The sequence below is a fragment of the Microbacterium sp. K2 genome (genome assembly GCF_051365005.1).
GTDB lineage: Bacteria > Actinomycetota > Actinomycetes > Actinomycetales > Microbacteriaceae > Microbacterium > Microbacterium foliorum_B.
In genome coordinates, this window is the sequence record NZ_JBLWII010000001.1 from 2,104,680 (window position 1) to 2,119,263 (window position 14,584).

Annotated in this window: 12 protein-coding genes; 8 read left to right on the top strand and 4 right to left on the bottom strand. The window is 62.7% G+C overall.

What is annotated here, in order from left to right; translation table 11 throughout:
- Positions 1–1,701: an ABC transporter substrate-binding protein gene (locus tag ACLKOY_RS10200; RefSeq protein ID WP_436453515.1), complete on the bottom strand. Its 1,701-nt coding sequence runs from the start codon at positions 1,699–1,701 to the stop codon at positions 1–3.
- A 444-nt stretch (positions 1,702–2,145) separates the two neighbouring features.
- On the opposite strand from ACLKOY_RS10200, the gene ACLKOY_RS10205 reads away from it, so the two are divergent.
- From ACLKOY_RS10205 to ACLKOY_RS10225, 5 genes are read left to right on the top strand one after another with little or no spacing between them, the layout of a single operon-like run.
- Positions 2,146–3,219, top strand: coding sequence for an extracellular solute-binding protein (locus tag ACLKOY_RS10205; protein WP_436453516.1), 1,074 nt, complete (start codon positions 2,146–2,148; stop codon positions 3,217–3,219).
- Between the two features lie 41 nt (positions 3,220–3,260).
- Entirely contained in the window at positions 3,261–4,277 is a 1,017-nt protein-coding gene (locus ACLKOY_RS10210; RefSeq protein WP_436453517.1) for an ABC transporter ATP-binding protein, read from the top strand.
- A 1-nt stretch (position 4,278) separates the two neighbouring features.
- On the top strand, positions 4,279–6,162 hold the full coding sequence (locus ACLKOY_RS10215) for an ABC transporter permease (protein WP_436453518.1): 1,884 nt from the start codon (positions 4,279–4,281) through the stop codon (positions 6,160–6,162).
- Positions 6,159–7,187, top strand: coding sequence for a LacI family DNA-binding transcriptional regulator (locus tag ACLKOY_RS10220; RefSeq protein WP_436453519.1), 1,029 nt, complete (start codon positions 6,159–6,161; stop codon positions 7,185–7,187). Before ACLKOY_RS10215 ends, ACLKOY_RS10220 begins: the two co-directional genes overlap by 4 nt.
- Before the next feature lie 42 nt (positions 7,188–7,229).
- Complete coding sequence (locus ACLKOY_RS10225; protein ID WP_436453520.1) at positions 7,230–8,150, top strand: metallophosphoesterase; 921 nt, start codon at positions 7,230–7,232, stop codon at positions 8,148–8,150.
- 73 nt (positions 8,151–8,223) lie between these two features.
- Here ACLKOY_RS10225 and ACLKOY_RS10230 read toward each other — a convergent pair whose 3' ends face one another.
- Entirely contained in the window at positions 8,224–8,802 is a 579-nt protein-coding gene (locus ACLKOY_RS10230) for a DUF7255 family protein (protein WP_436453521.1), read from the bottom strand.
- Positions 8,802–9,005 carry a hypothetical protein gene (locus ACLKOY_RS10235; protein WP_436453522.1) on the bottom strand — a complete coding sequence of 68 codons (204 nt, stop codon included), beginning with the start codon at positions 9,003–9,005 and terminating at the stop codon, positions 8,802–8,804. The genes ACLKOY_RS10230 and ACLKOY_RS10235 overlap by 1 nt, the downstream gene beginning before the upstream one ends.
- Before the next feature lie 199 nt (positions 9,006–9,204).
- Here ACLKOY_RS10235 and ACLKOY_RS10240 point away from each other — a divergent pair, with 199 nt between their 5' ends.
- The 3 genes from ACLKOY_RS10240 to ACLKOY_RS10250 all read left to right on the top strand — a co-directional run bounded on the left by ACLKOY_RS10240 (position 9,205) and on the right by ACLKOY_RS10250 (position 13,420).
- Positions 9,205–11,049, top strand: coding sequence for a DUF262 domain-containing protein (locus ACLKOY_RS10240; protein WP_436453523.1), 1,845 nt, complete (start codon positions 9,205–9,207; stop codon positions 11,047–11,049).
- Between the two features lie 253 nt (positions 11,050–11,302).
- Positions 11,303–11,851 (top strand): MarR family winged helix-turn-helix transcriptional regulator, encoded by a 549-nt coding sequence (locus ACLKOY_RS10245; protein ID WP_436453524.1) that lies wholly within the window; start codon positions 11,303–11,305, stop codon positions 11,849–11,851.
- A gap of 339 nt (positions 11,852–12,190) precedes the next feature.
- Positions 12,191–13,420, top strand: a complete 1,230-nt coding sequence (locus tag ACLKOY_RS10250) for a DNA cytosine methyltransferase (protein WP_436453525.1) — start codon at positions 12,191–12,193, stop codon at positions 13,418–13,420.
- Here ACLKOY_RS10250 and ACLKOY_RS10255 read toward each other — a convergent pair.
- Entirely contained in the window at positions 13,417–14,244 is an 828-nt protein-coding gene (locus ACLKOY_RS10255) for a hypothetical protein (protein ID WP_436453526.1), read from the bottom strand. The two genes, ACLKOY_RS10250 and ACLKOY_RS10255, sit on opposite strands and share 4 nt — an antisense overlap.
- Between the last annotated feature and the right edge of the window lie 340 nt (positions 14,245–14,584).

Here is a 14,584-nt window from a genome sequence, read left to right on the forward strand (position 1 = left end):
TCAGCCCTTCGAGGGGTCCTTGAGACCGATGATCGTCAGGTCCGTCAGGTTGGTGCTCGGGTAGTAGCCGGCGATGTTCTCACCGGGCAGGAAGATGCCCTTGCTGAACACGAGCGGCGCCACGGGCGAGAGCTCCATGATCTGCTCGTCGAGGTCGCCCCAGGCGGTCTTCGCCTCGTCGACGTCGGTCATCGCGGTGATCTCATCGATGCGGTCGTTGATGGCCGGGTCGTTGATCTGGGCGAGGTTGGAGTTGCCCTTCTCGAAGATGTTCCGGCCGTCGAACAGCGGCGGGATGATCGTGCTGGCGCTCGATGCCCAGTCGGGGCACCATCCGGTGATGGCGGCGTCGTTCTGCTGTGCCGGGGTGCCGATCGTCTCGTAGTAGATCGACGTGTCGATGACGTTGAGGTTCACCGTGATTCCGAGAGGCTCGAGAGCCTGCTGGATGGCCTCGGCCTGCCCCTGCATGAGCGGCTGCGAGCGGATGTCGAGCGTGAACTCGAATCCGTCGGAGAGCCCGGCCTCGTCGAGCAGCTCCTGAGCCTTCTCGGTGTCACCCTTGTCGCCCTCGGTCTCCCACAGGTTGAAGTCCTTGAAGCTCGAGACCACCGGCGGGATGATCGTGTACGCCGGGTCGGCGAGCTGGGTGCCGCCTGACGCGTTGACCAGGGCCGAGCGGTCGATCGCCCAGTTGACGGCGTTGCGCACGTTCACGTCGTCGAACGGCGCTTTGGTCGTGTTCATCGACATGTAGGTGGTGCAGAAGGCGTCGGCGGTGATCGCGCGGTCCTTGAGCTGAGGGGTCTGCAGACGGGGCAGGGTCGCCGCGCTCACGGTGCCCGAGATGGCGTTCTGGTCGCTGCTCTGGCCGGCGATCATGCGCTCGTCGATCGTGGCCGCGTCGATGCCGATCTCGAACTGCCACTCGTCGGGGTAGGCCTTGCGCACGTCATCGGTCGAGTCGTCCCAGTACTCGTTGCGCTCGAGCGTGATCGAGCTGCCGGGGGTGTACTCGGCGAGCGTGTACGGGCCCGAGGCGATGATGTCCTTGATGAACTCGTCGCCGGCGCCGGTGCCCTCGGGGAAAGGCACGGCGTTGGGCTGCGCGAGCACGTTGTCGAACTCGGGGAACGGCTTCTTGAGGTGGAAGACGATCGTCTTGTCGTCGGGGGTCTCGATCGTGGGCAGGTCGCCCGTGACATACGGACCCTGGTAGCCCTCGGGCGCGTCGATGACCTGGCGCAGGTAGGGCGAGCCGATGCCGACCTGGGGGTCCCACGAGCGCGAGATCCCGAACTTCATGGCCTCTGACGTGATGGGGGTGCCGTCGTCGAAGAAGATGTCGTCCTTGAGCGTGTACGTCCAGGTGAGGCCGTCTTCCGACGCCTCGCCGAGCGACTCGGCCAGGTCGGGCACGATCGCATTGGGGTCGTCGGCGTCACCGGCGGCCTGCATCGTGAGGCCGCGGTAGATGAGGCGGTAGAAGGCGTTGACGCCGCCGTCGAACCCGCGGGAGGGGTCGAGGTACGAGAAGTCGGCGTTCTGGAGCATGTGCACGGTGCCGCCCGTCTGGGGCGTGCCGTCGGTGCCTGGCTGGGAGGCGTTCGATTCACCCCCTCCGGCAGAACAGCCGGAGATGAGCAGAGCGGATGCGGCGGCCGCGGCGATGAATGCGGGGAGCCTCTTAGATGCGGTCACGAGACCAGACCTTTCTGTCGATTGCGCCATTGCGAATGGTTTCCATAGAACCCCATGACAGTGCAATGTACAACTGTACTGGTGGATCTTTTCTAGCCGAGGATGCGGAGGAGTGGCCATCTTGTAACAGGATCGTCATGCGAGGCGCGTCGAGAACCCGCCGACGATTCCGCCTCTGATCCGGGATAATCCGACCCACTACGGTTGAGCGAGACGAATCGCCCTCCCCCGGTTGTTGAGCGAGCACGGCACAGCCGAGCGAGACGAAACGCGCCCGTCGAACGGCGCAACGTTCACCCCTCGCTCCCCCTGCGTTCATCTCCGCCGCCTATCTTGAGTGCGGTCGCGCGAACGCGGCTAAGAAACAGACCAATCGTTGTACAGAAACCACAACTCCGGGGTAAAGTCAGTCTCAGACATACCTCGATGACGAGAAAGGCGACCATGGTCGACATCCGAAAGAAGCGCTGGTCTCTCCTGGGAATCGCTGCGGTGGCGGCCGTGACCCTGACCGGCTGCGCAGGCGGCAGCACCGAGTCCGACGGCGGCTCGAGCGACGGCGGGTCGGATGCGACCCTCATCGTCTACACCAACTCGAACAGCGACGGCCGTGGCGAGTGGATTACCGAGAAGGCAGCGGATGCCGGCATCGACATCGAGATCGTGGGCCTCGGTGGAGCCGACCTCACCAACCGCATCATCGCCGAGAAGAACAACCCGGTCGGCGATGTCGTGTTCGGTCTGAACAACATGTTCTTCGAGCAGCTCAAGGCCGAAGAGGCGATCACGGCCTACGAGCCCGAGTGGAGCGGAGAGGTTCCCGCCGACGCGGGCGACCCGGCTGACGGCGCCTTCTGGCCGCTCGTCGAGCAGGCGATCGTCACGGTCTACGACGAGAACAGGATCACCGACGCCCCCTCCGACGAGGAGGACCTCTGGACCGAGGAGTACGCCGGCCGCTACGAGGTCAACCCGGCACTCGGCCAGGCCACCCCGCAGCTCGTGCTCGCCAGCATCCTCTCGCGTCACCTCGACGAAGACGGCGACCTGGGTGTCAGTGACGAGGGCTGGGAGCTCGTCGAGGCGTACTACGCCAACGGCTCGCCCGCGGTCGAGGGCACCGACCTCTACGCCCGCATCACGCGTGACGAGATCGACTACGGCGTGCTCCCCTCGAGCGGCATCGCCGCGCGCGACGAGGAGTACGGCACCAAGACCGGCATGATCGTGCCCGACTACGGCGTGCCGTATGTCACCGAGCAGATCGCGCAGATCAACGGCACCGGCAACGAGGCCACGGCGCAGGAGTTCATCGACTGGTTCGGCAGCGCCGAGGTGCAGGGCGAGTTCGCCGCCGAGTTCAACTCGATGCCCGTCAACGAGGGCGCGGTCGAGCAGGCCAACCCCGAGGTCGTCGAACTCATGGGCACCCTCGACCGTCAGGACATCGACTTCGGCTTCGTGAGCGAGAACCTCGGAGCGTGGGTCGAGAAGGTCACGCTCGAGTACATCGGCTGATCGAACCGAACCTCTCTTCACCACCTAGCCGGAAAGACAGCATGATCCGTTTCGAAGATGTCGAGGTCGCGTTCGGCGATCACCACGCGGTCTCGCACCTCGATCTGGAGATCCAGGAGGGTGAGTTCTTCACCCTCCTGGGTCCGTCCGGATGCGGCAAGACCACGGCCCTGCGGGCACTCGCCGGGTTCGTCGAGCCGACCGGCGGCCGCATCCACATCAATGGCCGCGACGTCACACGTGTGCCGAGCGAGAAGCGCGGCGTGGGCATGGTGTTCCAGAACTACGCCCTGTTCCCCAGCATGAATGTGCGCGAGAACATCGCGTTCGGCCTCTCGATTCAGAAGACCTCGAAGGCCGAGCAGCGCCGCCGCGTCGACGAGATCGCCGACCGCACAGGCCTCGCGCAGTCGCAGCTCGACAAGAACGTGTCGGAGCTCTCCGGCGGGCAGCAGCAGCGCGTGGCGATCGCCCGCGCACTGGCGCTGACCCCCAGCATCCTGCTGCTCGACGAGCCGCTGTCGAACCTCGACGCCAAGCTGCGCGTGCAGCTGCGCGAGCAGCTGAAGGAGCTGCAGCGCGAGGTCGGCGTGACCACGGTCTACGTCACCCACGATCAAGAAGAGGCGCTCACCCTCAGCGACCGCATCGCCGTGCTCGACGCCGGCACGCTGCAGCAGGTGGGCACGCCTGAGGAGATCTACGACCGCAGCGCGACGCCGTTCGTCTGCCGGTTCATCGGCGAGAACAACCGTCTCAGCCCGGCGCAGATCACGAGCCTCGGGGGCGGACTGGACGCCACGGCCGAGAGCTATGTACGGCCGGAGAAGCTGCACCTGGCCGAGGCCGGCGAGGTCTCTGCAGCATCCGCTTCACTCGATGGCACCATCGTCGATCGCACGTACCACGGCAGCCACAGCGTCTACACGGTGACGGCAGAGGATGCTGCGCTGCGCGTCAGCGTGCCCGCCGCGGCGAGCGCACGCCAGTGGAACCCGGGCGACGCCGTGCGTGTCGACGTGGATCGCCGCTGGATCCTGCAGTACCCGGCGGCGTGACATGTCGACTCCCCAGAACTCGCAGAACTCGCAGAACCCCACAGACCCCGCGGTCCCGCCGTCAGCGGCCGTGACCGGAGAAGCCGGCTCCTTGACCACCCACGCGGTCGTCGAGGGTCAGACGCCGGGACCGCGGCCCCGCAAACGTGGAAAGCCCGGCAGCGTGAAGGCGATGCTGCGCTCTCCGCTCGCGTGGATCACGGGCATCATCGTCATCTGGTTCGCCGCGGCGTTCCTCGTGCTGCCGAACGCCGCCCTGCTCGGCGTCACGTTCTTCCCCGACGGGCAGTTCAGCATCCGTGCCATCGAGAAGCTGTTCGGCAGCGAGCGCGCGCTGAAGACGCTCGGCAACAGCTTCCTGCTTGCGGTCACCCTGTCGATCACGGTCAACGTGGTCGGTGTGTTCATCGTGCTGGTGACGAAGTACTTCCAGGTGCGCGGGGCCAAGATCCTCTGGCTCGGCTATGCCACGACCCTGATCTACGGCGGCATCGTGCTGGCCGCCGGTTACAACTTCATCTACGGCCGGTTCGGGTTCTTCACGAACATGATGGTCAACTGGTGGCCCGACATGGACCGCGACTGGTTCTCGGGATACTTCGCGGTCATCTTCGTGATGACGTTCGCGACCACGACGAACCACATGCTGTTCCTCTCGTCATCGCTCGGCAAGGTCGACTACGCGTCGATCGAGGCGGCGAAGCTCATGGGTGCGTCGACCTGGACGATCCTGCGCCGCATCGTGCTGCCGGTCATGAAGCCGATGCTGTTCGCCGTCACGGTGCTGACCTTCCTCATCGGACTCGGAGCGCTGACCGCTCCGCTCGTGCTCGGCGGGCCCGACTTCCAGACCGTCGCGCCGCTGATCATCGACCTCTCGCGCAGCCCCATCACGCGTGACATCGCCGCCCTGCTGGCGATCGTGCTCGGCATCGCGACGATCATTTTGCTCGCGATCATGAACCGCTTCGAGAAGTCGGGCGTGTACTTCTCGGTCGCGAAGGTGGCGACACCGATTCAGAAGCAGAAGATCCGCAACCCGTTCGCGAACGTCGTCGTGCACGTCGTCGCCTATTTGCTGTGGGTGATCTACCTGATCCCGGTCGTGCTGATCGTGATCTTCTCGTTCGTCGATGCGCGCAGCATCCTCGCCGGATCCATCACCCTCGACAGCTTCACGCTCGACAACTACATCACCGTTTTCTCGAGCGCCGAGGCGATCCGTCCGTTCATCGTCAGCGTCGTCTATAGCGCCGTGGCCTCGATCGTCGTGGTCGGCGGTCTGCTGTTCGTGGCACGGATGCTGCAGAAGCACCGCAACCTGCTGACCACCTCGATCGAGTACGTGCTGCACATCCCGTGGATCCTGCCGATCGTGCTGATCGCGCTGGCCCTGGTGACCGCATTCGACGAGCCGCGGGCGATCGTGGGCGGCCTGGTGCTCACCGGCACGCCGATCCTGCTGCTCATCGCGTACATCTGCGTGAAGATCCCGTTCACGCTGCGCCTGCTCAAGGCCGGGTTCGCATCGGTGCCCGACTCGCTCGAAGACGCCTCCCGCATCCTCGGGGCGAAGTCGCTGACGACCTTCCGCAAGGTGCTGGTGCCGCTGGTGCTGCCGACGGCCGCGGCGATCACGGCGCTGAACTTCAACAGCCTGCTCGACGACTACGACGCGGCGATCTTTCTCTACCACCCGCTGTTCAAGCCTCTCGGTGTGGCGATCCAAGAGAGCACGCGCGGCGAGAACAATCTCGACGCGATGCCGATCACGTTCGTCTATACAGTGCTGCTCATGATCATCATGGGTGTCACCATGTATCTCGTGTATGGACGAGGTTCGCGCGCCGGAGCGCCCCGCAAGGCCAAGAAGGCTCGCGCGTGAGTGGTACATCGTCTTCGGATGCTCCGGGGCTGCGCGTCACGGTCAGCGATGTGGCCGCGGCTGCCGGGGTCTCCCGCGCGACCGCGACCAGGGCACTGAAGGGCGAGGGGCGCTTCGCTCCCGAGACCCAGGAGCGGATCCTCGCCGAGGCCGAGCGCCTCGGATACGTGCGCAACACGATGGCCGCCGAGCTCGCCGCCGGCCGCACAGGCACGGTTGGACTCATGCTGCGCGACGCGAGCAACCCTGCGTACGGACTGTTGTTCTCGCGCCTGCAGGATGAGGCGCACAGGCGTGGCCTCGATCTCGTGACGGTGACGATCGGGGCGGACGTGCAGGGCGCCGAGCAGGTCAATGCACTGCACCGGTTGCTCGGCATGCGGGTGGCGGGGTTGATCGTCGCGACGGGTGGCATCACGGCCGCGCAGCTCGAACCGTTCGCCGACCAGGTGCCGATCGTGCGCGCGGGTCGGGTCGAGACGGCTGAGGGGATTCATACCGCGCATTACGACGACCCTGAGCATGGACGAATGCTGGCTTCGCATGTTCTGTCGTTGGGGCATCGGCGGGTCGTCGTGCTCTCGGGTGCGGAGGACGTGTCGTTCGCTGAGCATCTTCGTGCGTCGGCGATGGAGTCGACGCTGGTTGCCGGCGGGGCGTCGGTGACTCTGGTGTCTGCGGGAGCGGCGCCGACCGACGGGGTGAATGAGGCGCTGGATGCCGTACGCGACGGGGCGACGGCTGTGATGTGCGCGTCGGACTATCGGCAGTTGGCTGTCATGCGGGCGTTGCGTGCTGCGGGGCTGTCTGTACCCGGCGATGTGAGCGTGACGGGGTGCGACGGCATCCTTCCCGGCGCCGATCTGCTGGGGCTGACGACGTTGAGGATTCCGGTCGAGGCGGTCGCTTCGGCGGCTGTGGAGACGATGCAGCTTCTTCTGAGTTCTGACGCCGACTCTGCGCCGACCGTCCGGCAGCCGTTCGTCGGAACCCTCGTGCCCGGGGCGACTGCCGCGGCCATCTGACTTTTCTGTCCTGTACTTGTTCGTCGTCTCCCTGGAAGAGAAATGATCCTCACCGAGCACTCTCGCCCATCGCACACCTTCGTGCACATCTCCGATACGCACCTTCCCAGTGAACGTTCGTCGCTGTACGGCAGTGGGGCGGATGCTGATGCGAACCTCGCTTCTGTGTTGTCGCGGTTGGTGGCTTCTGGCTTGAAGCCTGACGCATTGCTGTTCACCGGGGATCTGGCTGACCGGGGCGATGCGTCGTCGTATCGGCGGTTGCGGGAGCTGGTGGCGCCTGCGGTCGAGGCGTTGGGGTGCGAGGTCGTGTGGGCTATGGGCAACCACGACGAGCGTGGGGCGATGCGGGCGGAGTTGGGGCTTGCCGGTGAAACGCCCGTTTCCGGTACCGCAGGTGCCGGATCGGATGCCGTGGTCGAGGTGCGGTGGTTCGGCGGCATGCGGGTGATCGTGCTGGATTCGACGGTTCCCGGGCAGCACTGGGGGCGCGTTGATGAGGTGCAGCTGGAGTGGTTGGCAACCGAGCTGTCTGTGCCGGCGTCGGAGGGTTCGCTGCTTCTGATCCATCACCCGCCGCTGCCTACGGTGCTCGACCTTGCGGTGACGGTCGAGCTGCGTGAGCAGGCGGCACTGGCTGCAGTGCTGGCTGGGTCGGATGTGCGGGGGATCCTCTCGGGGCACGTGCACCACCCATCGTTCGGGATGTTCGCGGGGATTCCCGTGGCGGCCGCGTCGTCGAGCGCGTACGGGCAGGATCTGGCACAGCCTGTGGGAGCTACTCGCGGGCAGGATGCTGCGCAGGGCTACAACCTCGTGCACGTGTACGACGGGACGATCGTGCACTCAGTTGTGGGGCTTGAAGTCGGTGCGGATGTCGGGGAGCCTGTTGAGGCGGAGGAGGCCGGGCGGCGTATAGCTGGGCGGGGGATTTCCTGGCGGGAGCGCGCCACCGTTCGTTGAGCGGGCCCGGCGAAGCCGAGCGAGATGAAACGAGCCGAACGCGGAAGACGCCGCTCACCCTCGACGCAAGGCGTCAGGGCACAGCAAGAATGCGCGGCAGCCTATCCGCGGCGGCGGCGCGGGCATCGTCGGCCGAGAGCCCCGGGACGGGCACTCGAACCATCCGATAGCCCATCAGCGGCGCCACGATGTCGCGCAGGAGATCGTTGTAGGCGCGTTGCCGAGCCCGGCCGTGCGACCCGGGAAAGCCCTTCGCTACCTTTGACGCTCGGTATCTGTCGGCTTGGGGGCTCCACCGTCCACACAGTTCGGCGTACCGGTCACGATCGACCGCGCCGCTAGGTGCCGCCCGAAGTGTGAGCAGTCGGAATGAAGTGAAGTGCTGCATCTCGTCCACCTCCACCATCGTTCTTGATTCGAGGTGTAGCAGGTCGCTGGGTAACGATCCCCAACGCTTGGAACGCTGCTCTTCTTCGTTGCCGCCGAGCTCGTCGAACACTCGCTGCAACGCACGAACCGCCGATGCGGCCGCATCCGGGAGCATGAAATGCCCATGGGTGTTGAGCCAATCGACGCGCGGCATCGCCACGAGTGAGACGCCGGTCGTGGTGGCGGCCTCCGCGACCGCTCGCTCCACGTCACCGACAGCCACTAGATGGCCTTCTGATCACCCTGCGTGCGACGCGGCACATTTTGACGAACATCTACGGCCTGCTGCTCATCCAAGACCCACAAGGCATTCTTCGGGTGCTCCGGGTATTTTTTTCTCAAGTATCTCCGGACAACGATCCCCGGACGGCTTTCGCCTTCGTATCCGAGCTCATCGGCCAGTTCGCGAGGGGTGTAAGTGGTCATGTCGATGACCATACTCGATGCCCTCGATGACCGCAGTGGACTCCGATGTTTCGCTTGACCAGCATTTTGTTCGTGCTGGACACCGGCACTCGGGCCCGCTCTCAAAGAGAGCGCCCACGACTTTTGTCGTCATCTGCTGGCGCAGAATCCCGGAGCCTAGGCGGTACGGATGACGCAGCCGTCCCAATAGGATTCGGTCATGGGACACAAGGAACCGATGACGATTGCCAGCGCTCTCCGACAGATCCAGGATCGCACACTCATTCTTCCCGCGATCCAGCGGGAATACGTGTGGAAACCTTCGCAAGTGATTCGAGTTTTCGATTCCGTGATGCGTGGATACCCCGTCGGGAGCTTCCTGTCTTGGAAGGTTCTACCGGAGACCATTAGCGAGTTCAAGTTCTATGGCTTCATGCGCCACTACAGTGCCTTCGACAACCGCCACAACCCAGTAGTCGATATTCCCACCGATCGCGAGGTGGTTGCGATCTTGGATGGTCAGCAGCGATTGACGTCGCTGAACATCGGGCTCCGCGGTACATACGCCTATAAGAACCATGGTGGATGGGCCAACAAGTCGTGGTCGTACCCGGAACGCCAGCTTTACTTGAATCTCGCGGGTGAGGCGCCGGAGAACGAGCTCGGCCTCAAGTATCACTTCCAGTTCCTTGAGGCCAAGGACGTCGACGCGTCACTTGATGACGAGAGCAAGATCTGGTTGCCCGTACCCGAGGTATTCGAGGCGTCGGAGATGTCCTCCCTGATCCAGCTCCTGGCGAAGTACGGCGTCGGCAACGATCCTGTCACTTCAGGGCTCGTGAGCAAGTTGTGGGATGCGATCCATAAAACAGCCAGCCTTCACTTCTATGAGGAGACCGAGCAGGACATCGAGCGTGTCCTGGACATCTTCGTGCGCGTGAACTCTGGCGGGACCGTGCTGTCGTACAGTGATCTCCTCCTCTCGATCGCCACTGCGCAGTGGGACGGTGATGCCCGTACGGCTGTTCACGGCTTGGTGGATGAACTCAATCAGACTGGAAACGGCTTCAGCTTCTCTCGTGACACAGTGCTCAAGTCGGGGCTGGTGATCGCCGACGTCGGCGATATCGGATTCAAGGTCAAGAACTTCACATCGGCCAACATGGCGAAGCTCGAGGCGGGATGGGACTCACTGAGCACCTCCCTCCAGGTCGCAGTCGGGCTGCTGAGCGACTTCGGTTTGTCCGGCGGGTCTCTCACGGCGGACAGCGTTCTGATCCCCGTCGCGTACTACGTTCACCACCGTGGGCTGGGCCACGCTTATCGGGAATCGCCGAAGACTCGGGAGGATCGGGAGGCCCTGCGTTCATGGGTGTTGCGCTCGCTGATTGTCCGCGGGATCTGGGGATCCGGGCTCGACACGTTGCTACGTGATCTGCGCGAGATCATCCGGTCCGAGGGTGACGAGGCGTTCCCTGTTGCCGCCATCGAGCGTGCGATGGCACGGCGCGGCAAGTCTCTCGCGGTCACGGAAGCTCTCGTCGACGACGTTCTCAGCCTTGAGTACGGGCGACCCCGGACCTTCGCCGTGATGGCCGCCCTGTTCCCTCATGTAGACACACGCAACCAGTTCCACGTCGATCACATCTTCCCATCTGCACTCCTCGACCCGAAGAAGCTGAATCGTCAGCTAAACGAGGACGGAGGACTGGCCTTCTCTCCGTCTCAGGTCGACGAACTCGTAGAACTGAAGAACCAGTTGCCGAACCTTGAACTTCTCCCCGGCCTGGAGAACATCGGAAAGCTGGCAGCCACTCCTGCTGCATGGCTGGCTGGGGAGTACCCCTCGTCAGAGGAGCGGGCTTCGTTCCTCGAAAGGAACGCCTTACCTTCCACCCTTCCGAGTTCCGCGCAAGAGTTCGTTGCCTTCTTCGATGAGCGCCGATCCAACCTCGAGGCGCGCATCGTCAAAATGCTGACGCCGACGAACCATATTCCCGGAGGCGCTTCGCAAGCGTCGTCCGATTTTGACGAGGAACTGGTCGAGGGCGATGACACTGACTGAGTCCTGACACCGCCGGGCTGGCGGACATGAAAAGGGAAGTTGACGCAGGTTGAGGGTCCGCTGCCCTGGGAGGAGTAGCCCGCGTGTGATGGCGCCCAAGTTACCGATCGGCTGGATAGCAAGGTGAGTGCTGTGAAGGGCAAGTGCTGTCTTTTCACCGCTTCGGCGGGTCGAAGACCGGAGAGCGACTCTTTTCGCCAAGTGGTAAGCATCGAGCAGAATATTCGTGACGCGCCCCGCGGTTGGATACCTCGTGGCCATTCTCACGGGCCGTGATCCTGTTGAGTACGCACCTAGCTATGAGGTCACAATGATCTTGCCCGAGATCGGCCCCGCTGCCTCGCCACCGGCAGGAAGGCGATCACCGCGTCACCCACCGCGAAACCGTGGACTCGACCAGCCAGAGCATTATTCGTTCCTGAGACGTCGTAACCTGGTCGATCTCGTCATACTGCAGAACCTTGGGTCCGGCCGCTTCGTGGACCCTTTCACCGAGTTGTGTAGCAGGCTGCGGCATACGGTCGAGAAGCAGTTGCGCGACGTCGGCAAGCTCAGTTGCGTGCAGTTCCAGCTACTCGCGTGGCTCGGCGATCCTCCGGGTGGTTCGCAGCAGATGTCCGATCTCGCAGATGGAGTCGTTTACAGCCGGAGCGGACTGACCTGCAAGGCACAGTCGCTCGAGGAGCGAGGGCTCGTCACGCGTGGGCCGTCACCGGAGGATGACCACAGCACCATCGTCGCGATCACGGACGAGGGGCGGGAGGTGTTGGCGGAGTGTTTCCGGGGCACATGGAGGCAGTGAAGAGTCACTCAATGCCGAGGATGTGATGATGCTCGCGCGAGTGATGACTCAGGCCAGCGGTCATTGCGAGTGGAACCGGCGAGGCGCGCAGAGCCGCGGAAGCGATACCGTGCTTGAATAGAATCTGTGTCGGCGCAGCGCCCCAAGCACAGCCCCGACACCGAAGCAAACCGCCCCGACGCAGCGCATCATGCACGCTTGGCGCAGACAGTTGGCCAGGGATCCAGTGGTTCCGGGCATGCAGGCCCCATCCAGATGACTTCACGCTCGAATGTCGGAAGTAGCAACTACAACTGATCTCGACAGAGTTGAGATCAGTTTTGAGAGGAGACCCGAGACATGGGTTCGAGCCCTGAAAAGGTTCCCTTCATTTCGCTATTTTCCGGAGCGATGGGCCTCGATCTCGGCTTGGAGCAAGCAGGGTTCGAGACCCGCGTCGCCGTAGAGTTCGATGCGGACGCTGTGAAGACCATCCGCCACAACCGCCCGACCCTACCCCTTGTGGATCGCTCGATCGAGCTAACTGATGGTGAAGAGTTGCTACGCCTCTCTGGGCTCAAAAGGGGCGAGGTACCGTTGGTGGTCGGTGGCCCCCCATGCCAAGCGTTCAGTGTTATCGGGAAACGACGCGGACTCGAGGATCGGCGAGGGCAGATGGTGTACGAGTTTGTGCGCATAATCAACGAAACCCAACCCCGCTCATTCGTCATGGAAAACGTACGCGGAATGCTCTCCATGTCGCTTCGGTCCACGTCTGACCCGGCCGCCACAAAAGAAGAAGTCGCGCACGGTTCACTACTTCGTGATGTTATCCAAAAGTTCGAAGCTATCGGATATCGGGTCGATTGCTTCGTAGTGAATGCCGTGAATTACGGCGCCCCCCAACAAAGGGAGCGTGTGATTCTGATTGGCAATCGTGAAGGAAAGGTCGCAAATTTCCCCGGGCCGACACACTCAAATCGAGAGCCCGATGGCCTTCCCCCTTTCCGGACCCTCGAACATGCGATCGGCAAGGATTTCGTAGATCCAGATCCTTCGCTGCTCAATTTCAGTCCACGAAAATTGCATTACCTAGCGATGGTTCCAGAGGGTGGAAATTGGCGAAGCCTTCCTCCGGAGATTCAGAAGGAATCGATGGGAAAGAGCTGGGGGCTAAAAGGTGGCAGGAGCGCCTATTGGCGCAGGCTCTCGTTCGCGTTCCCATCCCCCACCGTAGTGACGATGCCTAACCATGCGAGCACAAGTATGTGCCATCCACGAGAGACCAGGGCCATCACTGTTGGAGAAGCGGCGGCGATCCAAGAGTTTCCGAGCAGTTGGAGCTTTCGCGGAACCACTCAGGCGAAGTTCCGCCAAGTTGGCAACGCAGTTCCGGTGCGCCTCGGCGAAATCGTCGGCAAGGTCGTATCGCAGCTCCTCACCGCCCAGGCCTTTGACGAAGTTGCCACACCAAGTCGGATCATTCATATCCGACCGCACGTGCGAACCCGATCCTTCTGGAAAAACGGCGTTGCCCTATCTGGCGACCATGACTACTACGCCGGCCAGCTCCGCGAGGACGCGAGTTAGCCATTCACCTCTCTCAACATGCGATTCCAGTCGAAGGGGACCGACGCGCCCGCGAGACTCGAAAGCGACTCGCTGCCTTCTACAAGCTCTCGTATCAGTCGCTTTTGCCGGGCGGAATCGGCGAATGCTTCAGTAGCGGCAAGTACGCCTTCCATCACCCAATCCTGCGTCCCTGATTCCCCGTCATTCAACCACGTCCAGAACGCTCGCCCAGGGTAAACATTCACCGTGTCAGTCAGATCGATGACGTCATGCATGTCTCTCTGCCGTTGCGTCTCGCCGCGCAGCACTTGGTACTTGTCCGTCAGATCCTGACCGTACAGCACGCCCACTGCGATTTCACCATATCTCCCAGGATACGGACGCATGTGGTGCCCCCGGATCTGCTCGAACGAGCGATTTAGATCCTTTGCCCCACCCAGATTAATCGTCCACTTTGATGCTTTAAGGGAGAGCAAATCATCGTATCCAACTCGACGAACTATATGATCAATATCATTAAATGCCGACTGTGAGAATGGCGGAGTGTCTTTCCGGTAAGCCTTACTCAGCTTGATAGTGCCAAAAACGCGGGGAAGCAACTTCTCATCGAACAGTTTCCCGAACCCTGTATTATGTCCACTCACGAGGTGACCCGCAAGTAGTATTTCGCCGAGCTCCTCAACAGAATCCGCGCCGTGGAGGCTAGCAACTACTGGCAGCAAAAACGGATTGGGATTGAACGTCGCGTGCTGAATCTTCTCGAATTTCTCACGCTGACGGTTCTCGAGCCACCAGACAACAACATCTTTCGTTCCTTCGACAACTTCGTCACGGTCGGCCATATTGAAGCCCTTCTATCGGTTTTACCGAAGGTTATCAGAGCGTGTGCAACAGGACTCCAGTGTCGCCTCGACAGCACCAAGTCAGACTCTCAACGATCAGACCGCCAGCATGCGTTGCGGGATCACCATTCCCCAACGGCTGCAAGCAGCGTAGGTCATTCGTTCATCGAGCGCCTCACGCACTTCGGCTCGCCCAGCACCTGCGGAGTTTGAAGAAGATGTGATCCCCGTGGCCACCGCAAACCGTCGTGGAACGCTCAGCTCTCTCTGGAATCCGAGACACGGGCCGATAGCACAAGCGGCATCGGCGCCGTGAACTAGCTCGTATCGGCGCAAGGGC